Raw genomic sequence first — 24313 nt, forward strand, 5'->3', positions numbered from 1 at the left:
CTGCGATTAGTTTTACCAAATTCCCAAGATGTGCTGCAAAGAAAGTGTAACTGTGGTAATACCGATCCAGCAGCAGAAGCCCAGCGCCAACGGCTTCGAGCCCGTTTTTACGAGCTTTACGATATTTGTGTTCAGCCCAACGGCGCTCATCGCAAGAATGATAAAGAATTTGCTCAAAGATTTCAGCGGAGCAAAAAATTCTACCGGAACACCAAAGGACGAAGCAAGCGTTGTAATAATGGACGCAATGACAAAGTACAGAATGAACATTGGGAAAACAGCAGATAGTTTCACCTGGCTGTCGTTGGATTCTGACTTACGGGCGCGCACAAAGGCCAATACCAGCGTAATGGGGATGATTGCCAATGTGCGGGTCAACTTTACCGTTACGGCTTTGTCCAGCGTAGCAGAGCCAAGCCCATACAGGGAATCCCACGTGGATGCAGCGGCAGTCACAGAAGAAGTATCATTGACCGCAGTTCCCGCAAAGATACCAAATGCTTCTCCGCTTGTTGTGGAAAAGCCTAACAGCGCACCCAATGTGGGAAAGAATAGTGCAGCGAGCATATTGAAGAAAAAGATTACCGAGATGGATTGTGCAACCTCTTCATCATTTGCGTCGATTACCGGCGCAGTGGCGGCAATTGCGGAGCCGCCACAAATGGAAGAGCCTACGCCGACCAAGGTTGCAGTCTTGCCTGGAACACAAAGCAGCTTATGCAGCACGAATGCAATAATCAGAGATGTGCTGATTGTGCTCAGAATGATGGGCAGTGATTGTTTGCCCGTCTCCAAAACAACAGACAGATTCAGTCCAAATCCTAAAAGTACCACGGCGTATTGCAGTATTTTTTTGGATGTAAATGTAATGCCCGGCTGTAAGCTGGATTTATCCTTCAAGAACAGCGTAATCAGCATTCCTGACAGAATACTAAAAACCGGTCCTCCCACAATGGGAAATAGATTCCCTAAAAACCAACAAGGAATGGATATTGCCAAACACAGAGCAAATCCCTTCCAAATATTTCTGATCCGTGTCAAAATAGTACCCCCCTTTATCAGCACCGGCGTATTACTGCTGGCACTGACAGAGTATTTGTAAATAGCGCTTAAAAGAATTCTATGGTGCAGTAATGGGCTTTCATCTGCCCAAACTTACAGTTTCGTGTGAACTGGACTTCGTTTTGCTTTTCCTGTCACACACTCCGGACAGATTACATATACACCGGTCTTGTCCCATGCCGCTTGGATATACTGCATCCCTTTTTCCAGAAAATCTTTGCTGTACTTTTCAAGCAACGCAACCAGGCTGGCTTTCTTGTCCTTCGACGGCATCATTTGACCGGTCAGAATGACACTCTCATACAAGGTACCAAATTTTTCAGGCTGCACCATGGTATCACCCACAACCACAAAACAAACATCCGAGCAGGAGGAAATGTTCTCGAGCTTCTTTCCCACATTTGCAGCACAGTGCAGATGAATCAGCCCGTCCTTCCAGGCATAACTGAGCGGGACTGCATACGGCTTTCCATCCGGTCCAACCGTGGATAGAATTCCGTATTCTCCCTTTTGGAGAATCATTTCAATCTCTTCGCCTGCAATTTCTCTATCTTTCCGGCGCATATCAATACTTCACGCCCTTCCAGTACACGGGTGTCATGACCTCTGCGATATCCGGCAGGGTGACGTCCCGCAAGGCCCACCGCTTGAACTCCTCAAAGCCAGTGCGGTCTACGATATAGCCAATATGTTCTTTTCCGCCGGGAGCGTTGGGGTCAATGTACTCCTTCACATAGTCGTAGGTGTTGAGAATGATCTTGATAATGCTGTCCTCGTCCACCCACTTGATAAAATCCTCGCCCAGACGGGGATTCTTCTTACCGGTTCTGCCCAGCAGGGTGAGTCGGTAATACTTTTTGTCACTGCGTGTCCAGGCGGCATTGGGACAGGCCAGCACACACTCACCGCAACCGATGCAGCGCCGTGCGTCTCGCTGGGGACGGAAGTTTACCGGTGTCAGAGCTTCTACGGACTTCTTTTTACAGGCTTTCACACAAGCCCCACAGCTGACACAGCGGTCGGGTTCAAACTGAGGTACTGTCATACCCATAATTCCAAAGTCATGCATCCGCACCTTGGCACAGTCGTTGGGACAGCCGGTCAGAGCGATCTTAAAATGCAGGTCATTGGGGAACACCGCTTTCTCAATGCGCTGGGCAAAGGCGGTGGTATCATAGCAAGCGTAGGGACAGACACGGTTGCCCACGCAGGCGGTGATATTTCGAGTACCCGAGGCGGGATAGCCATGACCTGCCTCCTCTTGATTGATCTCCAGCCCGTCAATCAGGCTCTGAAGAGCAGCATTGACCTCCGACATTTTTTCAAAGGGAATACCGGGGATCTCAAAGCCCTGACGGGAGGTGATGTGAACCGTACCATTTCCGTAGGTTTCCGCAATTTTCTGGATCTCCCCGAGATATTTGGCGTCCAGATGTCCGCCGGGGACACGGATGCGGGAGGCGGTTATACCGCGCTCCTTGGTGACGCGGAATGCATTCTTTTTCAGTGCTTTTGTGTTGATATCCATGGTACCCCTCCTTAATCCACCAGGAACTCTCCCTTGGTATAGTTGAACACCGGACCATCCAGGCAGACATACGTATCGCCAATCTTACAGTGTCCGCATTTTCCCAGGCCGCAGCACATCTTACGCTCCTGAGAAATCCAGATATTTTCCTCCGGCAGACCGATGCCCAAAAGCCCCTGCACAGAGAAACGCATCATGGCGGGAGGACCGACTACGACAGCAACGGTATTCTGCACGTCGCCCAGTTGAATCTGAGGGATGTACTGGGTGACCAGTCCTACATGGCAGGCTACATCTTCTTCTGCACAGTCTACCGTAAGGATGACGTCCATGTTCTTTTCCCAACGCTTCAGATCATCGCGGAAAAGAATATCATGGGGTGTTTTAAAGCCTGCGATCAGGGTCATATGACCTCGCTGCTCAGGGTACTTAGAAAAATGATCCACTACACCACGGACTGGTGACAAGCCGGTGCCACCGGCCATGACAATGATGTCCTTGCCCACATAGTCGGATACATCGAACCCGTTTCCATACGGACCTCGCAGCAGAAGGGTATCGCCCACATAGCGCTCAAAGACTTCACCCGTGACCTTGCCCACCCGACGGATGGTTAGATCTACGAAGTTTTCCCCAATGCCGCTGACCGAGATGGGAGCCTCACCGTACTTGGGAATGGAAACTTCAAAAAACTGTCCCGGCTTCACTTCTCCATGAAATTCCATCCGGAAAGTATACTCAATCTCCGTGTGTCGGATGACCTCCAAAATCTTAGAGGGAAAAGGAATATAATCATTTTTCATCATTGCTCAGTCACCTCCGCCATAGCGTTGTCCAATTTGTTGATGCAGCCAGAGAACGAAATGTACTCTGGGCAGATATCATCACACCGGCCACAGCCCACACACATGTGATAGCCGTTGCGCTGCTTGTAACCGGGTCGTCATAATCTTGTAGAGCTGGCTGCGCTGCGGGATGGGGTTGCGGAACGGCAGGATCACATTTTCATAGATCAAAAGCCCCTCGCCGGGTTCGGAATTGTCCACATACCGTAATTGCTGCGGGGAAATGTTCAATCGCTCCGCAAGGATGCGCCGGTCGCCGGACGCCTGATTGAGCAGGCAAATGAAGTCGCTGTTTTCCAGAATGTTTTCGATCTCCGGGGAAGAAAGCAGGTCTTTGACGTTCTGGGTGGCCCCGGTCGGGATGCCGCCCCATTTTCTGAACCGCTTCCAAATCTCGCAGGAGAAAGCTGCCGTCTGTTCCTCTCGCAGAAGCAAATGGAACTCGTCGCAGAAGTACCACGTCGCCTTGCCTTGGCTGCGGTTTTGGGTCACGCGGCCCCAAATCTGGTCTTGGACAATGAGCATACCGAGCTTTTTGAGTTGTTTTCCCAGCTCCTTGATGTCAAAGGCCACAATGCGGTTCTCGATGTTGACATTGGTGCGGTGGTTAAAGACGTTCAGGCTGCCGTTTACATACAGGTCAAGGGCCTGCGCCACACGGTCAGCCTCCGGGATATGCTGGTCTAACAGGGCTTGATGCAGGTCGGACAGGATCGGCATATTCTCCGGGCGGGGGTCTGCCAGATAAGGCCGGTAGATCACCTGCACGGCACGGTCAATAACCGTCTTTTCGATGGCTTCCAGCCCGTTCTTGCCGCCCATGACAAGCTCACAGAACGACAGCACAAAGTCGGATTTCAGCGCCAACGGATTTTCGTCCTCGCTGTAATTCAGGTTGATGTCCAGCGGGTTCACATAGGATTTGCTGGTAGGCGACAGTTTCACCACTTGGCCGTGGAGCCGCTTCACAAGGGGATAATATTCCGCCTCTGGATCGCAGATATATACATCGTCCGGGGTACAGAGGAACACACTGACGATCTCGGATTTGCAGCTCATGGACTTGCCGGAACCGGGAGTACCCAGCTTCAAGCCGTTGGGACACCGCGCCCGTTTTCTATCCAGCATAATCATGTTGCCGGTCTTGGCATTGACGCCGTAATACATGGCGTCGCCGCCCATGAAAAGCTCCTGTGTCACGAAAGGCACGAACACGGCCACGCTGGAAGTCGTCAAAGAACGCTCGATCTTGATGTGGTTGGCCCCCAGCGGCAGGCTGCTCATACTGGCTCACCCCCATTTCTTCGCGTAGCCGCTGCAAGGCAAGCTGGATATGCCGCCCCGCTGTGCTGCGTGACCGGCCAATACACGCCCCGATTACGCGCTGCGGCTGGCGCAGAAAGTAATAGCGCAGGATTTCTTCCTGTGTCTGCTCCGGTAAAACAGAGATCGCGTCGGCAAGGGCGGCGTTGCTCAATAGGACGGTCTGGCCGCAGACGGTAAAGGGGTATTCCTCGTCCGGCTCCGGCTCCGGCTCGGCAAACTGGACAAACTTCTCATTCGTCAGATAGTCAAGGGAAATTTCCCGTTCCCATTTCTGCCGCAGCCGTATGATTTTCCCGATGGCGGCATAGCGAATGACGGCTTTACAAAAGGCGTTGTGCGTGCACCGGATATACTCTTGATAGGCTTCAATCTCGGTCATGGAAATTCCCCCTCTCTGAATAATAGCGTGGGGCGGCAGCACCCCTTGCTGTCGCCCCATGTCTGCCTACCAGCAAAGGCGGGCGGGGCTGTCAACGGCGGCGCAGTATGCGCCGTTCATCTTGACCGTTGACTGGCTCGACTGGCTTTGCTACTCATAAACGATATGTTACATAGATGTAATAAAGCAAATTAGTCCAAAGTATAGCAAGAGGATAACTGCTAAGAACACTATTACTGAAATGATTGATTTCTTCCAGTTCTTTTCACGCACTCCATCAATCACAAATTTAAGCATGATAACCAATAATGCTACTACGACTAAAGCTAATAAACTTATAAATCCCATAGAACGCTCCTTTTATTAATTACCTGTACTTGACACCGCAAAAAGGGCATGACTTTAACTTTCTTGTCGCAAATGGAAGTAGCTTTCCGCAAGCTGGACATCTTCCAAAAATCAGTCGAAAAATTACAATTATTCCGAATAACCCGAAAATCATCATTGGAACAGTTTGCACACTTATAAAACTGCCTATTACCAACAATACAATAATGAGTGTTACAATGACACCTGTGATAAAATCAACATCTCTTGAGCTAAAAATCCGATGGCGCTTCAATTTAATCGAATAGTCAATAATTTGGTTGATTGCTTCATCGACGTTCTTATTTTCAACAGTGCTGATTTTCTCGCCGTCAAGAAGTTCTGAAACAGATATGCCTAGTTCTGCTGACAATAATTGTAAAAGCGACAAGTCTGGCATGTTTTTTCCGGTTTCCCAACGAGAAACACTTTTTTGTGTTACGCCGAGTTTTACAGCTAACTGTTCCTGTGTCATACCCTTTTCTTTGCGAAGTTCCGAAATGAATTTTCCAATTTTAATTTGATCCATTGGCTCACCTCCACTTGAAAGTTTATCATTTTTATGCTCAAAATGATAGGACATAGAGCGAGTATTTAAGAAATCACGAGAAAACGATAGGACATACTGCAAGTATTTGAGAAATACAGAACAAATGGTAGTAAGGTTTTTACATTTTCGGTAACTATGATTAATTTCTCTTATTGCCTACATATTACAGAATAGTGTGGGCTGATTGTCTTTTGATATTGTGTTACTTTACGGCACATGAGCATTGCTGGCCGGGTTATCCTGACCGTAACCTTCCAGAAGGTTGATGCCGCCCCAAACGCACAGCGCACCGCCGAGGCCCACAACGATAGTCTGCAAAGTAGTAACCGCACTATTGAAAAATTCCATAAATTTACCTCCATAAATTTCAGTTTGATATGATTGGTTGATAAGGGAAAGCCGCCGGTCATTCGTTCACGGCGGCCATATCTTCATCCGACAGGTCTATGTCGTAGAGGTCAAAGGTTTCCTCCTGCGACACCACCCGCTGCCGTTTCCGGCGCAGGGCGGTCAAGTACCTGTCCACGTCAAAATAGTTCTTCTTGTCGGCGTCGGAAAGGTATTTATAGCGGGGGTGACGGGTAATGTCGTATTTCTCACTGAAAAACGGCCTTACACCGCGCACCTGCAAAATACACTTGCCTCCGTCCATCGTTGCGATCTCGTCCTGTGACATCAACTCCTTTCCTAACTTCTGATAATTCAATCCGTGAGAGGTCTGTGCGCCCCGGTTTTCGCTCTGGTTGTAGCTGTCGATGGTTTCTTTGCCCAGCACGTCAGAGATTTCCTTGGCGTTCTTGCCCCGCCCACTAAGGAAAAGCGTACAGTCGCAGTTGTCGGAAATGATTTCCGCAGCGTCCTTGTAGATGGCCTTTAACTGTGACTGGCTTTGCAAAATAATAGAAGCCGAGATTTCCCGGCTTCGGATGGTGGCGATCAGCTTGTCAAAGTTGGGTATCTGGCCGATGTTCGCAAACTCGTCCAGAATCATCCTTACATGAACCGGCAGCCGCCCGCCGTATTTATCATCGGCCCGGTCACAAAGCAGGTTGATAAGCTGGCTCTGTACCATTGCCAGAATGAAATTAAAGGTGGTGTCCGTGTCCGACATAATCAGGAACAGCGCCGTTTTCTCGTCCCCGATGGTGTCAAGTTCCAGTTCGTCGTCCTCCATCAGCTCCCGCACCTCGCGGATGTCAAAAGGGGCCATTCTCGCGCCCGCGCTGATAAGGATAGAGGAACGGGTCTTGCCCGCCGAAAGCAGGAATTTTTTATACTGGCGGACGGCAAAGTGGTCTGGATCGCGTTCCTCCAATCGCTCAAACATCAAATCCACCGGCGATTGAAATTCCGGGTCGTCCTCGCGGGCTTCGCTGGCATTTATCATTTCAAGCAGCGTCGTGAAGTTCATTTCTTCCTCCGGCGCTTCCTGCCAGATATAGCCGATCAGGGCCGTGTAGAACAGCCGTTCCGATTTCACCCAAAAATCTTCGGCGGATTTTTCGCCCTCACCTTTAGTGTTGCAAATCAGGGTATTTACCAGTTTCAACACGTCTTTTTCCGAGTGCAGATACCGAAAAGGGTTGTATTTCATGCTCTTGGAAAAATTGATGGTGTTCAGCACTTTCACGCGGTAGCCGCTGCGGATAAGGAGCTGGCCCACTTCACCGATCAAGCTGCCCTTGGGATCGGTTATCACAAATGAGGTTGGATAGTCCTTGGACACACATTGCATCAGGTTTGGCTTCACGAAGAACCGGGTCTTGCCGGAGCCGGAACCGCCGATTACAAGGACATTCTTGTTTCGTGCGGTTTTGGGGTCTTTCGGCCTGTTGTTCATCGTCAGCCGTTCCGTCTGTGTCAGCAGAATGTTGTTGTCAAAATTGGGGTCGATATAGGGGGCTATATCCTTGGGGCCGCCCCATGAAGCGTTTTGTCAAGTGCTTTTTTGAGTTATTGACGCAAATTCTTGTGAAAGTGCGAAAGTGCAAAGTGCAAAGGGTCTGCGTTTTGCACTTTCAGCTTGCGGGTTCGGGTGGCTGCTTCTTCTTGATGAAGTTATACCATTGACCGCCGACGCGCCTTGCGCCCAAAACACCGCCCATGTTGCGCTTGGCGTTCTGTACCGTCCTCTCGGATATTCCGGCTTCGGCTGCGGCCTTTACAAGGTCCTCGCTGGCAAGCTCTTTCCCGTCTGCAAGCAGGTCAAGTATCAGCCGTTCCGCCTGTTCGGTCTTGGTGGCGGTGTTGCCGCCCGCGCCGGATAGCAGCTCGTCGGCGGTTATGTCGTATTCGCCTATCCATGAAAAGCCTGTTTCCGGGTCAAGGCAAAAGGCAACGGGCTTGCCCTCCGGCGCCAGGGAAGATTTGTCATGGACGATAACACGCACATTCGGCTCCCGCTTCACGCGCCCGATCAGCAGGACGCTCCTTGCTGCGGCGCGGAAGTCGATAGAACCTAAGCCCCGGTATGCGCTCTGCCCTCCGGCAGCTTTGTTCAAGTGTCCGATAAGGATAACGGCGCACCCGGTACGCTCGGCAACATCGGCAAGACGGCGGAACATGGGGCGCACTTCGTTTGCCCGGTTCATGTCGGTCTTTTCGCCCATGTACGCCTGTATTGGGTCAAGGATAATCAACCGCGCCCCGTTCTGCGTGATTGCCTTTTCTATGCGCTCGTCGGAGAGGGTAAGCTCCCGCTTGGCTTCATCAATCACAAGCACGCGGTCAAGGTCGGCTTCGGCTTCTATCAAGCGGGGCTTGACGGTATCGCCCAGCCCGTCCTCGGCGGTCTGGTAAATCACTTGGAATGGCGGCAGGGGCTTCATTCCCGGCAGCGTTCCCCCGGTGGTACAAGCGGCGGCAAGGCGTAGGGCAAAGGTGGTCTTGCCCTCGCCGGGGTTGCCCTGCACAATGGTTACTTTCCCAAAGGGGATATACGGCTCCCATAGCCATTCGACGGTCTGTGTGTCCACCTCGCTCATGCGGATAATCTCAACGGTTTCTTCCTGCGGCGGCTCTTTCAAGCCGTAGACCGCTTCCCGCAAAAACTTCCCGTCTGTGATTTCTGCCCGGTGCTGTAACACCTCGTTCCAATCCTTGAAAAGAGGGATAAGCCGGTGGACGGTGTAGCCCTCCGGCATGAGCTTCACAAGGCGGCTGCAAGCGTCGTTTCCGGCTTCGTCGCTGTCAAGGCAGAGATAAACGGTCTTGATGTTCGGACGGTCAGAGAGAAAGCGGAGCAGGGCTTTTTCTCCCACGCCGCCCAATGACAGGTAGCTTTGCTTCTGCCATTCTTTTTTGAACAGGCAGAGGAAAGAGAGCAGGTCAACGGGGGCTTCAAAGACAAACAATCTTTCGCCCTCGCCCCGGTAGCAGAAGTTAAAGGCTTTGTCGCTGCCTTTCACATCAAGCCGGAAGTTTCCCGCCGTTCCCTTGCTGTGGGCATAGCGCGGTATTCCGTCCTCGTCCCGCCCCACAAATACGGCGTTGTGGTGGGCTGCGTCCTCGTAAATATCGCCGCTGGCAAAGAAAAAGCCCGCCACATCTTCATCAATGCGGCGGGCGGCTGTGAGGTAGTTTCTCGCTGTTCGGTTGTCGGGGCTGCGGGGCGGCAATCGGAATTGAGGGGAGTCCTGCGGGGGCGCGGCTCCCTTTTCTCCTGTAAGAAGTTCAACGGCTTCGGTAAAGCTCCTGCCGAAAAACTCCATGACAAAATCAACGGGGCCGCCGCCCTTGCTCTGGCTGTGGCGATACCACTTGTTGCCCCGAACGGTCAAGCTGTCGTGGCGTTTCCAGCGGTATTCCTGTCCGGCGCGTTCCAGCGGTTCCCCCTGCGATTGCAGGAACAAGACAAGGTCGGCTTGGTTCGCCCGGTCTATCTGTTCTTGGGTGTAGTACAAAAAACTCACTCCTATTACAATAAATTTGGACAGGAAAGCCGGGCAGCCAGTCCGGCTTTCCCTCCATCTCGTGCCTAAGCTACAATAAGAGGAGCAACTGGCTGACCACTCACTCCTTGGGCTTGTAAGTCCGTACGAAAGACTGTCAGCCATCCTCTTGTTGTAGCGTTCGATTTCAGCAGGTTGAGCCACCGGATGCCGGGGAGTTCGCGTCACCCAATAGATTGAATCGGCAACGAGAAAAGATGGATTCCGGTTGCAGATTCTTTAGTATTGGAGGAATGTGGATGAACAGCGTTGGCATCGATGTTTCCAAAGGGAAAAGCATGATCGCCGTCATGCGCCCCTTCGGTGAGGTGGTGGTTTCACCCTTTGAAGTGCGACACACCGCCAATGAACTGAACGAACTGGCAGGGCTGCTCAAAAGTTTGGACGGTGAGACCCGTGTGGTGATGGAATCCACGGGTAATTACCACGCGCCGGTGGCCTGGCTGCTCCACGACGCGGGACTTTATGTCTCCGTAGTCAATGCAATGCTGGTGCATGACTATGGGAACAACAGTTTAAGACGAGGCAAGACTGACAAGAAGGACGCCGTGAAACTGGCCAACTACGGCCTTGACCACTGGCTCACACTACCGAAATATGTCCCGGAGGAGGACACCCGGCTCATGCTGAAGACCTGCTACCGGCAGTACCAGCAGTATTCCAAAGTACGGACCATGCTGAAGAACAACCTAATCTCCCTGCTGGACACCGCTTTCCCTGATGCAAACCGCCTGTTTACCAGTCCACCCCGCGCCGATGGCAGCGAGAAGTGGGTGGATTTTGTAGCCGCTTTTTGGCATTGTGAGTGTGTCTGTGGTTTGTCTAAAAAGGCCTTTACCACCCAATACCAGAAGTGGTGCAGAAAGCACGGCTACAATTTTAGCGAGGATAAGGCACTGGACATATACGCCTCTGCATGTGGACACTTCGGTGTCATGCCGAAAACGGATACGACAAAACTTTTGGTAGAACAGGCTGTTTCCCAACTCCGGGCAACTTCCGCCGCGTTAGCTGCTCTCAAGCAGGAGATGCAGTCCCTGGCCGTTTCTCTACCGGAGTATCCTGTGGTGATGGAGATGTTTGGTGTTGGCCCAACCCTCGGCCCCCAACTCATAGCTGAAATTGGCGATGTACGCCGTTTTCATTCCAAGAAAGCGCTGGTGGCCTTTGCAGGCATTGACGCCCCACCTTACCAATCTGGACAAGTGGATGTCCGTAGCCGTAACATTTCCAAGAGAGGATCTGCCTCACTGCGAAGGACGCTCTTTCTGGTGATGGGGGTCCTCCTGCAATGCGCTCCAATGGATGAGCCGGTCTACCAGTTCATGAACAAGAAACGCTCTGAAGGTAAGCCCTACCGTGTCTACATGATGGCCTCCGCCAACAAGTTCCTGCGCATCTACTACGCTTCTGTGAAAGCCTACCTGGATTCTCTGGAGCATGGCTGATTTCCCAGCTCTATACTGTCTGGCTGACCGCCATTTTTTGAAATGCACAGCGGTTTAATTTGGTGCACCCTTTTCCTTTGCTCGTTTCCTTTGAAAGTTTTACTTGACTTTTGTTAGCAGGTCTNGGAGCATGGATGATTTCCCAGCTCTATACTGTCTGGCTGACCGCCATTTTTTGAAATGCACAGCGGTTTAATTTGGTGCACCCTTTTCCTTTGCTCGTTTCCTTTGAAAGTTTTACTTGACTTTTGTTAGCAGGTCTTTCATCGGTCTATGTCGTGCCGCTTGGTGCGGGTCTGCGTCTGTTCCGGCTGGTCGGCGCGGAGCGCAATATCCACACACCTGCGGATATTTTGAAGTTCGGAAAGGTCGCTGCGGGTGCCTTTCAGCTTGGTATATTCTGTTTCCCTGTGTGCTTTAAGGGCGGCATATTCTTTCTCCCATGCGGAGATCGGCAGGGTTTTCACGCCCTCCGGCAAATGAGCATGGAGATAGCGGTTTGCCGCGTTCCAAAGGGTAAGCTCGGCGCGGCGGGCTTCCGCAAACTTCTCCTGTTTTCCTTTCCAGCGGATTTGCCGGTACTCGTCCTGTACGGGCTTGTAGGTCTGATAATTCCTGCCGTACTCAATGAGCTTTTGCAGTTCTTTCATGCGCTGCTCGGCGGTTTTCATTCCCGCCCGGATAGCGTCGGCCTGTTCGCTGACAGAGGAAAGGGCTGCGTCCAGCTCGTCAAGGGTAGAGATACCATGCTCGGAAAGATGGTTGACCGCCGCCGCTACGGTTTTCAGTTCGTCGGCTGCGTGCTGCCTTTGCCAACTCTGCGAATACTTCCGGCTCTTTTCTCTCTGAACGCTCAAATACTTCATCAGCAGATTTGCAAGGCCGGGGGATTGTTGCGGCTGCTCCGGGGCGGTTTCCCGCGCTTTGAACAGGTCGGCAATCCATTCTCTGAGCTTCCCAACCTGCGCCCGGATTTCCCGGATAAGGCGGTTTGCCTTTTGGATATTTCGGTTCAGTTCACCTTTCTCGGTGGCAATACCTTTCTTCTCCATCTGGCAAGCCGCCACGCCCATGTGAACGGTGGGTATCTCGTCAATGCCGCGCTCGGCGTTGCTGCGGTGGTCGATACGCTGCGGGCTTCCGTTTCTCTCCAAAAAGCTGTTGGTGATGTCAGCCCATGCCTTGCGCCACAAGAGGGCGTTGCCCTTGTCGTTCCAGCCGGTCAGGTCAACTTTGTGGGTCTTGTATCTGCCGCTTGGCAAGCGAATACGCTCGCCGTTTTCATCAAGGTCATATTCCTTTTTGGACTTCGCCGCCCATGTGCCACGCTCGTCAAGGGGGCGCATGGTAAGCATGATATGACAATGGGGATTTCCCTTGCCGGTGTCGTGAATGGCATAATCGACGCACATTCCTCTGGAAACAAATTGAGAGGAACAGTATTCCCGGACAAGCCGGATCTGTTCCTCTCTGGATAACTCTATGGGGAGTGCCGCGTCAATCTCTCTGGCAAGCTGGGCGTTCCCGGCTTTCTCGTAAAGCTCCACGCTGTTCCACAAGGTTGAACGGTCAGAGAAAAAGGGCGGGGCGTGGGGCGGCAGCATGATTTCTGTATGGACAACACCGCCTTTGCGGGTGTAGTCGTGGGTCATTCCGTCCCACTCATTTGTCAGCTTTTCGCCGCTTCGGTAGGCGGCTGCGGCAACGGCTGATTTGCCCTTGCCCCGGCTGACAATGCTGATGTTACAATGGTAAATGGCTATGGGTATCACCTCCCGGATAGGATAACAAAACCCGCAAAAATGGTACAGACGCCAACGGCGGGTGTACTGTTTTTGTGGGTGTGCAGGGATAGCCGCGTAAGCGGCGCAAGGGGTGCAGCCCCTTGTTGCGGCAAAGCCGCCATATCGGAGCGCGGGGAAAGTTCCCTGTGCGGAGATAAGCCCTCGGCAGAGCGCACACGCCCGCAAGGGTGTATAAGTGCGCCCTTTGTTCCAAAGGGATTATTCGCTTTTCCCGCCCTCGGTGCGTTTTTTCAGATAGGACCGCGCTTCCTCACTCGTCAGGGCAAGCCGGAGAAAGGCGGCGGCTTCCTCGTCGGTCATGGTCTTTGCTTCCGGCACAATGCTCTCAAAGACCGCGCCCCGGACGATCAGCCGGTGGCTGCGCGTCCGGCGTTCCTCTTGGGACAACTTTTGCCGCAACACCTTTTCCCGGTTTTCAAGCTGCCGGATTTTCTTCTTCCCGTCCTCAATTTCGGCGGTCAAGTCCTCGCGGGTTTTCTCTCGCGGTTTTGTCATGGCTGGTCACTTCTTTCTGTCCATCGGCATGGGATAAGGGCAGTCGATTGCTCGGCTGCCCTTCCGTCATTAGAGTGTTTCTGGCTGTGTAGAAATTAGCGACACTAAGATTTAATGGAAATACCATGTAATCCCATAGTCATCACTATACAAGTAAATCATCTCAGTAGACTCATCAGATAGTGATAGTGCCTCGATTGGGTAGATACCGCTTGAACCATTAAAAGTAGGCGATAGCGGGGTAAAAACATATTCTTCGCTTGAGTATTCCTCTGGAAGTGTTACCATCAGTTCTTCCCATGTGTCTCCGCCGTCGGACGTCCACCAGATGTCCGGTCCAGCATCCTCAAAATAGCGATAGCTAATGAATCCGATTTCTGCGGTGGAAAATCCCGCGCCGGTTACCACGTCGTAGTGTTCCCCCGCATCGTAAGGGTTCCCGATTTCTGACCAGGTATCTCCGCCATCGACCGTTAGATAGATGTGGATAGGTTGATTCCCCATTGATGCTGGGAGTGTCAGCACAAGATAGCCGCCCTCATCCCAAAACCCAATAAATCCTCCATTCGGAACCACGCCTTCTCTCAGCTCTCCATACGCCACCATTTTGTCACTGCCCTCGACCACCGATTCTTTCCATGTTTCTCCATTGTCGCTGCTAAGTAAAATTTTTGTTGGCGACTCCGGTAAAATAACCGCAATATTGTCATCGTTCAAATAGACCCACTGCCCCTCGTCAATCTGCTCTTGAATCACTGCCGGTTCGGCGGTATAGCCATGCTGGGTTAGTACCGCTCGTATCCAACCAACCAAATCATACCCCATTGCCACCGCCACAGCGGTTGTTATGGTGATTATTATTAAAATAAGACAGGCAGCGGTAAGCCCCCATTTAATCCAACCGGGTCTTTTTGCGCTCTTTTTATAGTTGAGAGCTTCGTCAATGTATTTGGTGTCAAGTTCGCTCATCGCGTCGGAAAATTTCTTCACATTCATACGAACACCTCTCTTTCTATCAAGTATTGCTTCATCTTCTCGCGCATACGGGTCAGCCGAACGGAAATATTTTTCTCCGAAAGCCCTACGAACTCGGCTATGTCTTTATAACTGTCGGCAAACCAATAGCGGCGCATGAAAATGACGCGGTTTTCGACGGTCAGCGTGTCCAAAAATTCCTCGATGATACGGGCTAACTCTCTGGCCTCGATTTCATCTTCCACGGTTTTTTGGTCTGCAATATAGCCCTCGATTTCCTCTAAGGCAATTTTGTAGTGACCGCTTCGTTTGGCTGCTTCCTTTCTCCAATAGATTTTGAGTGAAATGTTCCGAACGATTTTCACGATATAGGACAACAGCGGATTCGGCCTTGTCGGGGGAATGGCGTTCCACGCGCCTAAGTAAGCGTCGTTGACACATTCCTCCGCGTCCTGTCTGCTGTTCACAATGTTGTATGAGAGGTTGTGGCAGATTTTTCCGTATTTAGTGTCCAGCTCCCGTATGCCCTGCTCTGACCGTTCAAAGAACATTTCTATGATTTTTTCATCGTCTATCATCTCACCGCCTCCTTTCCGGCTTCACCTATATACTACGGTTTTAGCGGCGAATACTACATCAAATCCAAAACTTTTTCAAAAAAATTATACCATACTTCGCGTGAGATTGCTCGCGGCAGCTTTCGCCGCTTCGCTGGCGGCTCTCCGGCGTTCCTCGCTGTATGGGGCGGTCAGACGGAAAGAGAAGCGTCCTTTCTCAATGTCAAACTCCATGCAGCCCGTTTCCGGGTCTGCGTCGGTCTGCTGGCAGATCGCCGGGTAGCGGCGGCTGTAATCAAGCAGCCGTTTCTTCAAGGCGGTGTTGTGGGTGCGGATATGGATAAGCGGGTCTTTCTCGTCAAACCAAATATCGGTGGTCTTTTCCTGCTTGGTAAGCCCTGTTCTCATGCAAACTCCTTTCTGTGCCCCTGTTACGCAATAGGGGCATTTTTCGGGTGTTTTCTCCGGCTCTTGACTTGGAGAAAACGGCGTTTTTGACGATAAAAACCGCCCGGACGTGGAATGTATCGTCGGGGCGGCTGTTATCGCAAGATTTCCGATTTTTCCGGCTCTTGACCGTCAGACGCAGATAAACACGAACTGTCGGCAAGTATCGTCTTGAGCAGCTTGTCGCGGAATGTTTCTGTGCTGCTGTGATTGAAAAATAACTCCGCAACAATAGTCTGCCCGTTTCTCTGCGTCGTGATGATACTGTCGGGGGTCTGTTCTGCCATAGGCAGCTCCTTTCTCCGGGCACAAAAGAGGGACTTCCCGTAGCCGGAAAATCCCTCTTGGTTGTCGGTTATTCTGTTTTACTGTGCGGGCTGTGCGGCGGCGGTCTGCGCCTTTCTCCTTGCCCGGTATTCCCGCGCCTTGATACGCTCATACTCCCGCTGCTTTTCAAGGTTTCGCGCCCGGTACTCCCTTGAATACTTCCGGTGGTAGGCGCGGCTCTTTTCCTTTTTGGCTTCTTCGATTTCTTCCCGCATTTGCCGGATTTCCTGCTCTGTCGGCTCTGCAAGCTGCGTTACTTCGTTCTCAAATCTGCCGATATAGTTGAAATATATGCTGATGTGCTGGATTGCGTATCTCGCCCTTTTCTGGTCGCGCTCATGCACTTCAATCCTGCTGATAAACTCGTTGAGAATGGCGGGGGTGAGGTCAGTAAAGGCGGCATGGCGTTCCGTCAGCTTCAAAAACTTCTGCGCCCGTCCTCCCGCGTTCTCATAAGCGGATAGCTGCTCTTGGAGTATGGAAAGCTCCGTTTTCAATGCGTAGTATTCTTCTGAATACTTCTGCGACATTTGCTCGTAGCGGTCTTGCGGGATAGTGCCGAGGGCGTTGTCCTCATAGAGCTTGTTCAGCACCTTGTCGATCTGTTCAAGGCGCGTCGTGATTTGTGGGATACGCTTCTGCTGCTTTTTGGTCTGGTCGGTCTGCTGCATGGCAAGGTTCTTTTTCACTAAGGCTTCAAACTCCGCCCGGTTGCTGATAGAATAGTCCTCGATTTTCTTCAGCACTTCCGCGACGGTCTGCATGAGCAAGTCCGCGTCAATGATGTGCGGGGAATGGCATTTGGGGTTTTTGGCTTTTCCCTTGTGGTACTCGCTGCAATAGGCAACGTGCCGCTTGCCGCCGTTTCTGTAATCTATGCGGATGTGCATTTTTGCGCCGCAATCCTTACAGAAAAGCAAGCCCGACAAAGGGTGGATTTCCCCGTCCCCGTTGGGGCGTCTGACGGGCGCGTTTTCCAAAATCCGCTGTGCGGTTTCAAAGTCGGCGCGGTCAATAATCGGCTCATGCACATTTTCGGTTATCTGCCATTGGCTCCGGTCTACATAGTGGTTCCGCTTGTCCCGGAAATGCTTTGTAGTCTTGAAGTTGACTACATCGCCGCAATACTCCTGCCGTGTAAGGATATGGGTCAAAGTGGCTTTGTTCCACTTGTAACGGTTATCCTCATTGAGCGCCCTGTTTTTGCACGTTCCCCGCCCGCGCTCTTTCATGTAGAATGTGGGCGTTGGGATTTGCGCCTGCGTCAGATATACGGCGATTTGGTTGCGGTTTTTCCCGTCCAGAAACAGGCGAAAAATCAAACGGACAACTCCGGCGGCTTCCTCGTCGATTATCCAAAAATCCTTGTTGTCCGGGGATTTGACATAGCCATAGAGAGCTTCGGTGGCAATCGGCTTTCCACTCATGCCCTTCGTCTTAATGCCGGTCTTTACTTTCTTGCTGATGTCCTTTGCGTACCACTCCGACATGATGTTGATAAAGGGCGCAAACTCCAATGTGTCGGGCTTCTCGCTGTCTATCCCGTTGTTGACCGCGATAAAGCGCACATTGTTCCGTCTGAATATCTCCATAGCGTTGCCGACTTGGAGATAGTCGCGCCCCCAGCGGGTCATGTCTTTCATAATACACACGCCGATTTTACCGTTTTCTACGTCCTCTATCATGCGGGAGTAGGCGGAGCGGTCGAAAAATCTGCCGCTTTCATCGTCGTCAATGTAGTGCCGGATATTCGTCAATTTTAGCTGTCTGGCGTAGCTTTCCAAAAACTTCTTCTGGTTCTGTATGGAGTTGCTTTCGCCGCCGTCCCTGTCCTCGTCGCCTACGGAAAGGCGGGAGTAAAGGGCTGTGATTTTGTTGTAATCATTCATGTGCATATCCTCCTGTGCGTCCATGTAGAGTTCTTTACACTTAAGATTATGCACTCCATCGGGCGCTGCCGTACTCCACGCCTTTGCGGTATTTCTTGGCGTTCTTGCCTTTGCAGTACACCATGAGCCGCAGCGCCGCAGCACCGGCGACGCCGATCAGCAGGTCAAAGAGGTGGAAGCTGGGGGCGGCACTTTCAAAGGCCGCCGCGCAGCCATCCGCAAAGTGCAGGAGCTTTTGGGAAAGGTCGATGCCCTCCGCCAGCCGGTACGCCTGCCCCAGCTTGCCGAACAGATAGACAAACAGCAGATAAGACAGATTGGCGATTATCAGTTTTTTCATTTCCGGCTTCATCGTGACAGCCCCCTTTCTTTGAATTTTTCCTTGGCCCGGTCAGCGTTGCGGGCCGCCGCCTTTTCCTTGCTTGCGGCAATGTCCTTGCGGATCGAGGGCCGTTCCTCCCGCTGCAACTTCTTGGCCGTAAACTCCTTGAACGCCTGTTCCATGTTGTCGGCGTCCTTGGCCTTGAAAATCACGATGTAGTGCGGGGGCTGGGTAGTGGCGTCTTTCCGCAACGTGAAGTCCACGCCGTATTTCTTGGCGCAGGGCTTAAACAGTCCAATGTTGGCGTCGGTGATCTCGATATTGGACAGGGCCGCCCCGTGCTTTTTAAGCTGCTTTAGGCTCTGCTGGCCGTGGTGCAGCTTGGTCTTGCCCTTGTTTTGGGTTTCCAGAAACTTGCGGGCCGCCGCTTGCAGCACTTGGATTGTCAGCTTGGCCGATTTGATGGAAAAGGCTATTGTCTTTTGGGTTACTTCCTCCTGCAATCGCTATCCCTCCTATTACAATAAATTTGGACAGGAAAACCGGGCAGCCAGTTCGGCTTTCCCTCCATCTCGTGCCTAAGCTACAATAAGAGGAGCAACTGGCTGACCAATCACTCCTTGGGCTTATATGTCCGTGCGAAAGACTGTTAGCCATCCTCTTGTTGTAGCGTTCGATTTAAGCAGGTTGAGCCACCGAATGTCGGAGAGTTCGCGTCACATAATAGATTGAATCGGCAGCGAGAAAAGATGGATTCCGGTTGCAGATCCTTGGTATTGGAGGAACGCGAATGAACTGTGTTGGCATTGATGTTTCCAAAGGGAAAAGCATGATCGCCGTCATGCGGCCCTTCGGAGAAGTGGTGGTTTCACCCTTTGAAGTGCGCCACACCGCCAGTGAACTGAGCAAGCTGGCAGGGTTGCTCAAAAGCCTGGACGGTGAGACCCGTGTGGTGATGGAATCCACGGGTAATTACCACGCGCCGGTGGCCTGGCTGCTCCACGACGCGGGGCTTTATGTCTCCGTAGTCAATGCAATGCTGGTGCATGACTACGGGAACAACAGTTTAAGACGTGGCAAGACCGACAAGAAGGATGCCGTGAAGCTGGCCAACTACGGCCTTGACCACTGGCTCACACTGCCGAGATATGTCCCGGAAGAGGACACCCGGCTCATGCTGAAGACCTGCTACCGGCAGTACCAGCAGTATTCCAAAGTACAGACCATGCTGAAGAATAACTTAATCTCCCTGCTGGACACTACTTTTCCAGATGCAAACCGCCTGTTTACCAGTCCGCCCCGCACCGATGGCAGTGAGAAATGGGTAGACTTTGTGGCTGCTTTTTGGCATTGCGAGTGCGTCTGTGGCCTGTCTGAGAAGGCCTTTGCCGCCAAGTACCAGAAGTGGTGCAGAAAGCACGGCTACCATTTCAGCGAAGATAAGGCGCTGGACATTTATGCCTCCGCCTGTGGACATTTCGGAGTTATGCCGAAAACGGATACAGCAAAACTTTTGGTAGAACAGGCCATTTTCCAACTCCGGGCAACTTCTGCCGCATTAGCTGCTCTCAAGCAGGAGATGCAGTCCCTGGCGGCTTCTCTGCCGGAGTATCCTGTGGTGATGGAGATGTTTGGTGTTGGTCCAACCCTCGGACCTCAACTCATGGCTGAAATCGGCGATGTGCGCCGATTCCACTCCAAGAAGGCTTTGGTCGCCTTTGCGGGCATTGACGCCCCACCTTACCAATCCGGACAAATGGATGTCCGTAGCCGCAGCATCTCCAAGCGTGGTTCCGCTGCTTTACGCCGGACATTATTCCTTGTGATGGGCGTTTATCTGCAAAGCGCCCCTATGGGCGAACCTGTATACCAATTCATGGACAAAAAACGTTCCGAGGGAAAGCCTTACCGGGTCTACATGATGGCGTCTGCTAACAAGTTCCTGCGTATTTATTACGCCTCGGTAACTGCTTACGGGAACGCATATCCCCGCCCCTGGGCGGTGAACAGCAGCCCCAGAATGCCGCCTACCAGGCCGAAGACCACCGGCGGGGCAAAAAGGCACGGATCACCAGACAGAAAAAGAGCTGCATCGCGGAGGCCGAGCCTGTGCCAACAGGGATACCATGGCGGGATCCCGTACCTGGATGTTCCCCAGGCGGTTCCCGGTACCCAGAATGGCGGGGAAAATGGGCAGCACCGGAAAGGCCAGTCACACGGTGCTTTGCAGGACGGGCATCCTGGTTGGCTGCGAGAATACCCTCATGGTCCACATCCGCCGCCTGCGGGAGAAGGAGGAGGCGGATCCCTCCCGTCCGCAGTTTCTGCTGACGGGGCGGGGCTGGGCTATCGGCTCCGGCGGGAGGGTACCGCGGCGGGAAGGCTGCCGTCCTTGGGCAGCACGCAGGACTGGATGATGTCGGCAATCATCTCTACCTCATCCGCGCAGTCCTGCCGCAGCCACTCCTTAACGATGGCGGCAATGCCCTCCACATAGTAGGCGATATAATAGGGACGGTGGGAGGCTGGGATCTCGAACCGCTCCAGGACGGGGCCGATGATGCGCTGCTTCAGGTCCCCGTACCGGGCATAGGCCTGCATGCTGCCTGGGTTCCGGAATGCCGCACGGTAGATCTTTTTGTTGTCCTTGATAAAGCGGAGATAGGGGAGAAGATACTCCCGGGTGACCAGAACCAGCTTTTCCCGCTCCCGGCTGCCCATATTGCCCAGAATCTCTTCTTCCTGCTGGGGGAAATAGGAGAGAAAGCGCTGGTTGATCATCTCCAGGGTCTCATTCACCAGGTCGGCGATGGTCTCGTAGTGCAGGTAGAAGGTGGACCGGTTTACGCCGGCCCGGTGACAGATCTCCTTCACCGTAATATATTCCAGATCCTTCTCCTCCAGCAGCGCGATAAGCGCCTCGTTCATCCGCAGGGCGGTATTGAAGTATTTGCTTTCGGACTTGTTCATCTGCCGCCCTCCTCGTGTTTATTCTGCCGATTCGCTGATCTCCCGGGCCAGCTGCATGATCTCAAAGGCGTACTTTTCCTTGCCGGTCCGGAGAAGCTTTTTGTAGATGGGGTAGTTCAGGCCCACTCCGACAATGCCCAGGATGCCCAGAAGGATCCCGGCACCCGTCATCAGCATGCCGCCTTCTCCGATCACCTGCATGGAGAGGCACATCCCCAGGCCGAGGATCAGAGCCGCCCCAATGCCGAAACCATAGGCGAAAACTGTGGCCGGGCGCTTCGCTTTCCAGTCCAGCTTTCGCAGGGCGACCACCTTGGAGGTATCCTTGGGGGCATATTCGTTGGCAACGGCTTCCGCAAAAATTTTATCTGTGTTCATGGTACTATTCTCCTCTTATAATCATTGATTCTCTGCAGCTGCTGATATGATCATAGAGGATGTAAGGCCAAAAGAAAACGACACGGTTTGTGATTCGTGCTGAGTTCAAACTTTTATACTTTTTTCCTTGTCAGACAAACTCCGACGATTGCCGCAATCAGGACAATGGGTGCCAACCTGACAAACAGCCATTCAAACGCGTGGGAGACCGTGCCTGCGACGGCAATTTCCGGGTCACTGAAATCCCAACCCAGGTAAGGACTGTTGACGACCACTAAGGCCGCGGAAACTGCCACGATAACCACGCATAATGAAATCAGCGACCAATGAAGGATTTTTCTTCTCAGTGCCTTCCTTCGTGCGAACTGCAAATTGATGATTTCCAGCTTTTCGGAGAGCACTTTTACGGTATCTGCCTCCGATTCCATTACAGTCTCTCCCAGCAACGTGCTAACGGGCGTCTCAAGCGCTTCCGACAGGGAGATCAGCAGATCGGAATCCGGGACTGACAATCCCTGCTCCCATTTTGAGATGGTTTGCCGCACCACATTCAGCTTTATGGCAAGCTCTTGTTGGGAAAGCCCCTTTGATTTTCTAAGCGCTTTTATGTTTTCGTTTAACATGTGGGCTCACTCCTATTACAATAAATTTGGACAGGAAAGCCGGGCAGCCAGTCCGGCTTTCCCTCCATCTCGTGCCTAAGCTACAATAAGAGGAGCAACTGGCTGACCACTCACTCCTTGGGCTTGTAAGTCCGTACGAAAGACTGTCAGCCATCCTCTTGTTGTAGCGTTCGATTTCAGCAGGTTGAGCCACCGGATGCCGGGGAGTTCGCGTCACCCAATAGATTGAATCGGCAACGAGAAAAGATGGATTCCGGTTGCAGATTCTTTAGTATTGGAGGAATGTGGATGAACAGCGTTGGCATCGATGTTTCCAAAGGGAAAAGCATGATCGCCGTCATGCGCCCCTTCGGTGAGGTGGTGGTTTCACCCTTTGAAGTGCGACACACCGCCAATGAACTGAACGAACTGGCAGGGCTGCTCAAAAGTTTGGACGGTGAGACCCGTGTGGTGATGGAATCCACGGGTAATTACCACGCGCCGGTGGCCTGGCTGCTCCACGACGCGGGACTTTATGTCTCCGTAGTCAATGCAATGCTGGTGCATGACTATGGGAACAACAGTTTAAGACGAGGCAAGACTGACAAGAAGGACGCCGTGAAACTGGCCAACTACGGCCTTGACCACTGGCTCACACTACCGAAATATGTCCCGGAGGAGGACACCCGGCTCATGCTGAAGACCTGCTACCGGCAGTACCAGCAGTATTCCAAAGTACGGACCATGCTGAAGAACAACCTAATCTCCCTGCTGGACACCGCTTTCCCTGATGCAAACCGCCTGTTTACCAGTCCACCCCGCGCCGATGGCAGCGAGAAGTGGGTGGATTTTGTAGCCGCTTTTTGGCATTGTGAGTGTGTCTGTGGTTTGTCTAAAAAGGCCTTTACCACCCAATACCAGAAGTGGTGCAGAAAGCACGGCTACAATTTTAGCGAGGATAAGGCACTGGACATATACGCCTCTGCATGTGGACACTTCGGTGTCATGCCGAAAACGGATACGGCAAAACTTTTGGTAGAACAGGCTGTTTCCCAATTCCGGGCAACTTCCGCCGCGTTAGCTGCTCTCAAGCAGGAGATGCAGTCCCTGGCCGTTTCTCTACCGGAGTATCCTGTGGTGATGGAGATGTTTGGTGTTGGCCCAACCCTCGGCCCCCAACTCATAGCTGAAATTGGCGATGTACGCCGTTTTCATTCCAAGAAAGCGCTGGTGGCCTTTGCAGGCATTGACGCCCCACCTTACCAATCTGGACAAGTGGATGTCCGTAGCCGTAACATTTCCAAGAGAGGATCTGCCTCACTGCGAAGGACGCTCTTTCTGGTGATGGGGGTCCTCCTGCAATGCGCTCCAATGGATGAGCCGGTCTACCAGTTCATGAACAAGAAACGCTCTGAAGGTAAGCCCTACCGTGTCTACATGATGGCCTCCGCCAACAAGTTCCTGCGCATCTACTACGCTTCTGTGAAAGCCTACCTGGATTCTCTGGAGCATGGCTGATTTCCCAGCTCTATACTGTCTGGCTGACCGCCATTTTTTGAAATGCACAGCGGTTTAATTTGGTGCACCCTTTTCCTTTGCTCGTTTCCTTTGAAAGTTTTACTTGACTTTTGTTAGCAGGTCTNGGAGCATGGCTGATTTCCCAGCTCTATACTGTCTGGCTGACCGCCATTTTTTGAAATGCACAGCGGTTTAATTTGGTGCACCCTTTTCCTTTGCTCGTTTCCTTTGAAAGTTTTACTTGACTTTTGTTAGCAGGTCTTTCGCAGAAGTGCGGCGGCACGGTTAAGGTGGCACCGTCAGCCGCCGCAGGAAACAGAAAAGGGACAGCCGCTTGCGCCGGTTGTCCCCGATTAAATCCTCACCCGCAGGCCGGAAAGATCGTCGGCACGGATGCCAACCAGATACCAGTTGTCCCCGTACTCAATGCGGGTGGGCTTCCACCTGCCGCCCACCATCACGTCAAAGGTTTCTCCACAGTGCAGGCCGCCGTAGTAGTCCGCCAGATCAAAGCGAATGTCGTAACGGTCGCTGCGCTCGTCGAAAATCAATGCACCCTGTTTCATAGGGCCGT

General features: G+C 52.3%; 21 protein-coding genes and 6 pseudogenes. 4 read left to right on the forward strand and 23 right to left on the reverse strand.

Going from position 1 to position 24313, the window contains the following annotated elements:
• Nucleotides 1-12: 12 nt before the first annotated feature.
• The 10 genes and pseudogenes from E0E41_RS14565 to E0E41_RS14615 form a co-directional block, all read right to left on the reverse strand.
• Complete coding sequence (locus tag E0E41_RS14565) at nucleotides 13-1041, reverse strand: YeiH family protein (protein WP_130870508.1); 1029 nt, start codon at nucleotides 1039-1041, stop codon at nucleotides 13-15.
• Between the two features lie 114 nt (nucleotides 1042-1155).
• Nucleotides 1156-1626 carry a pyridoxamine 5'-phosphate oxidase family protein gene (locus tag E0E41_RS14570; RefSeq protein WP_130870509.1) on the reverse strand — a complete coding sequence of 157 codons (471 nt, stop codon included), beginning with the start codon at nucleotides 1624-1626 and terminating at the stop codon, nucleotides 1156-1158.
• A 1-nt stretch (nucleotide 1627) separates the two neighbouring features.
• Nucleotides 1628-2590 (reverse strand): sulfite reductase subunit C, encoded by a 963-nt coding sequence (asrC, locus tag E0E41_RS14575; RefSeq protein ID WP_130870510.1) that lies wholly within the window; start codon nucleotides 2588-2590, stop codon nucleotides 1628-1630.
• A gap of 11 nt (nucleotides 2591-2601) precedes the next feature.
• Nucleotides 2602-3393: an anaerobic sulfite reductase subunit AsrB gene (gene asrB, locus E0E41_RS14580; RefSeq protein ID WP_207303256.1), complete on the reverse strand. Its 792-nt coding sequence runs from the start codon at nucleotides 3391-3393 to the stop codon at nucleotides 2602-2604.
• A pseudogene (locus tag E0E41_RS14585) lies at nucleotides 3393-3524 on the reverse strand (4Fe-4S dicluster domain-containing protein); the annotation flags it as partial. The gene asrB and the pseudogene E0E41_RS14585, both read right to left, overlap by 1 nt.
• A pseudogene (locus E0E41_RS14590) lies at nucleotides 3475-4719 on the reverse strand (VirB4-like conjugal transfer ATPase, CD1110 family); the annotation flags it as partial. The pseudogenes E0E41_RS14585 and E0E41_RS14590, both read right to left, overlap by 50 nt.
• Before the next feature lie 788 nt (nucleotides 4720-5507).
• On the reverse strand, nucleotides 5508-6035 hold the full coding sequence (locus tag E0E41_RS14600) for a helix-turn-helix domain-containing protein (RefSeq protein WP_130870512.1): 528 nt from the start codon (nucleotides 6033-6035) through the stop codon (nucleotides 5508-5510).
• Between the two features lie 228 nt (nucleotides 6036-6263).
• The gene (locus tag E0E41_RS14605) at nucleotides 6264-6404 is read right to left on the reverse strand and encodes a Maff2 family mobile element protein (RefSeq protein WP_130870513.1); all 141 of its coding nucleotides are present in this window, start codon (nucleotides 6402-6404) and stop codon (nucleotides 6264-6266) included.
• Nucleotides 6405-6462: 58 nt separating this feature from the next.
• Nucleotides 6463-7989, reverse strand: a pseudogene (locus E0E41_RS14610) (VirD4-like conjugal transfer protein, CD1115 family); the annotation flags it as partial.
• 85 nt (nucleotides 7990-8074) lie between these two features.
• Nucleotides 8075-9958: an AAA family ATPase gene (locus E0E41_RS14615; RefSeq protein WP_130870515.1), complete on the reverse strand. Its 1884-nt coding sequence runs from the start codon at nucleotides 9956-9958 to the stop codon at nucleotides 8075-8077.
• A 287-nt stretch (nucleotides 9959-10245) separates the two neighbouring features.
• On the opposite strand from E0E41_RS14615, the gene E0E41_RS14620 reads away from it, so the two are divergent.
• A complete protein-coding gene (locus E0E41_RS14620; protein WP_130870873.1) occupies nucleotides 10246-11454 on the forward strand; it encodes an IS110 family transposase in 1209 nt (402 codons plus the stop codon).
• Between the two features lie 263 nt (nucleotides 11455-11717).
• Here E0E41_RS14620 and mobQ read toward each other — a convergent pair whose 3' ends face one another.
• The 9 genes and pseudogenes from mobQ to E0E41_RS14665 form a co-directional block, all read right to left on the reverse strand.
• Nucleotides 11718-13226 (reverse strand): MobQ family relaxase, encoded by a 1509-nt coding sequence (mobQ, locus tag E0E41_RS14625; RefSeq protein ID WP_130870516.1) that lies wholly within the window; start codon nucleotides 13224-13226, stop codon nucleotides 11718-11720.
• A 231-nt stretch (nucleotides 13227-13457) separates the two neighbouring features.
• Nucleotides 13458-13754: a DUF3847 domain-containing protein gene (locus E0E41_RS14630; protein ID WP_130870517.1), complete on the reverse strand. Its 297-nt coding sequence runs from the start codon at nucleotides 13752-13754 to the stop codon at nucleotides 13458-13460.
• A gap of 111 nt (nucleotides 13755-13865) precedes the next feature.
• Complete coding sequence (locus tag E0E41_RS19020; RefSeq protein ID WP_242623798.1) at nucleotides 13866-14750, reverse strand: WD40/YVTN/BNR-like repeat-containing protein; 885 nt, start codon at nucleotides 14748-14750, stop codon at nucleotides 13866-13868.
• Nucleotides 14747-15307 carry an RNA polymerase sigma factor gene (locus E0E41_RS14640; protein WP_130870518.1) on the reverse strand — a complete coding sequence of 187 codons (561 nt, stop codon included), beginning with the start codon at nucleotides 15305-15307 and terminating at the stop codon, nucleotides 14747-14749. The genes E0E41_RS19020 and E0E41_RS14640 overlap by 4 nt, the downstream gene beginning before the upstream one ends.
• 84 nt (nucleotides 15308-15391) lie before the next feature.
• The gene (locus tag E0E41_RS14645) at nucleotides 15392-15694 is read right to left on the reverse strand and encodes a hypothetical protein (RefSeq protein WP_130870519.1); all 303 of its coding nucleotides are present in this window, start codon (nucleotides 15692-15694) and stop codon (nucleotides 15392-15394) included.
• A gap of 134 nt (nucleotides 15695-15828) precedes the next feature.
• Entirely contained in the window at nucleotides 15829-16020 is a 192-nt protein-coding gene (locus E0E41_RS14650; protein ID WP_002592869.1) for a transposon-encoded TnpW family protein, read from the reverse strand.
• A gap of 78 nt (nucleotides 16021-16098) precedes the next feature.
• A complete protein-coding gene (locus tag E0E41_RS14655) occupies nucleotides 16099-17973 on the reverse strand; it encodes a recombinase family protein (RefSeq protein WP_038286029.1) in 1875 nt (624 codons plus the stop codon).
• Nucleotides 17974-18004: 31 nt separating this feature from the next.
• Nucleotides 18005-18301: pseudogene (locus tag E0E41_RS14660) on the reverse strand (VirD4-like conjugal transfer protein, CD1115 family); the annotation flags it as partial.
• Entirely contained in the window at nucleotides 18298-18774 is a 477-nt protein-coding gene (locus tag E0E41_RS14665; RefSeq protein WP_069988615.1) for a PcfB family protein, read from the reverse strand. The pseudogene E0E41_RS14660 and the gene E0E41_RS14665, both read right to left, overlap by 4 nt.
• 287 nt (nucleotides 18775-19061) lie before the next feature.
• Between E0E41_RS14665 and E0E41_RS14670 the strand changes: the two are divergent.
• Nucleotides 19062-20246: pseudogene (locus E0E41_RS14670) on the forward strand (IS110 family transposase); the annotation flags it as partial.
• A gap of 247 nt (nucleotides 20247-20493) precedes the next feature.
• Nucleotides 20494-20613 (forward strand): annotated as a pseudogene (locus tag E0E41_RS19175) (response regulator transcription factor); the annotation flags it as partial.
• A gap of 4 nt (nucleotides 20614-20617) precedes the next feature.
• Here the strand turns inward: E0E41_RS19175 and E0E41_RS14685 are convergent.
• The 3 genes from E0E41_RS14685 to E0E41_RS14695 all read right to left on the reverse strand — a co-directional run bounded on the left by E0E41_RS14685 (nucleotide 20618) and on the right by E0E41_RS14695 (nucleotide 22242).
• Nucleotides 20618-21241 (reverse strand): TetR/AcrR family transcriptional regulator, encoded by a 624-nt coding sequence (locus E0E41_RS14685; RefSeq protein WP_130869273.1) that lies wholly within the window; start codon nucleotides 21239-21241, stop codon nucleotides 20618-20620.
• Nucleotides 21242-21259: 18 nt separating this feature from the next.
• The gene (locus E0E41_RS14690; protein WP_130869274.1) at nucleotides 21260-21619 is read right to left on the reverse strand and encodes a dihydropteridine reductase; all 360 of its coding nucleotides are present in this window, start codon (nucleotides 21617-21619) and stop codon (nucleotides 21260-21262) included.
• A 113-nt stretch (nucleotides 21620-21732) separates the two neighbouring features.
• Complete coding sequence (locus E0E41_RS14695) at nucleotides 21733-22242, reverse strand: helix-turn-helix domain-containing protein (RefSeq protein WP_130869275.1); 510 nt, start codon at nucleotides 22240-22242, stop codon at nucleotides 21733-21735.
• A 288-nt stretch (nucleotides 22243-22530) separates the two neighbouring features.
• Between E0E41_RS14695 and E0E41_RS14700 the strand changes: the two genes are divergently transcribed.
• A complete protein-coding gene (locus E0E41_RS14700) occupies nucleotides 22531-23739 on the forward strand; it encodes an IS110 family transposase (protein ID WP_130870874.1) in 1209 nt (402 codons plus the stop codon).
• A gap of 353 nt (nucleotides 23740-24092) precedes the next feature.
• On the opposite strand, the gene E0E41_RS14705 is transcribed toward E0E41_RS14700, so the two are convergent.
• The gene (locus tag E0E41_RS14705) at nucleotides 24093-24305 is read right to left on the reverse strand and encodes a DUF5348 domain-containing protein (RefSeq protein ID WP_087281977.1); all 213 of its coding nucleotides are present in this window, start codon (nucleotides 24303-24305) and stop codon (nucleotides 24093-24095) included.
• Between the last annotated feature and the right edge of the window lie 8 nt (nucleotides 24306-24313).

The sequence above is a fragment of the Intestinimonas massiliensis (ex Afouda et al. 2020) genome (assembly GCF_900626285.1).
Taxonomy (GTDB): Bacteria; Bacillota; Clostridia; order Oscillospirales; family Oscillospiraceae; genus Flavonifractor; species Flavonifractor massiliensis_A.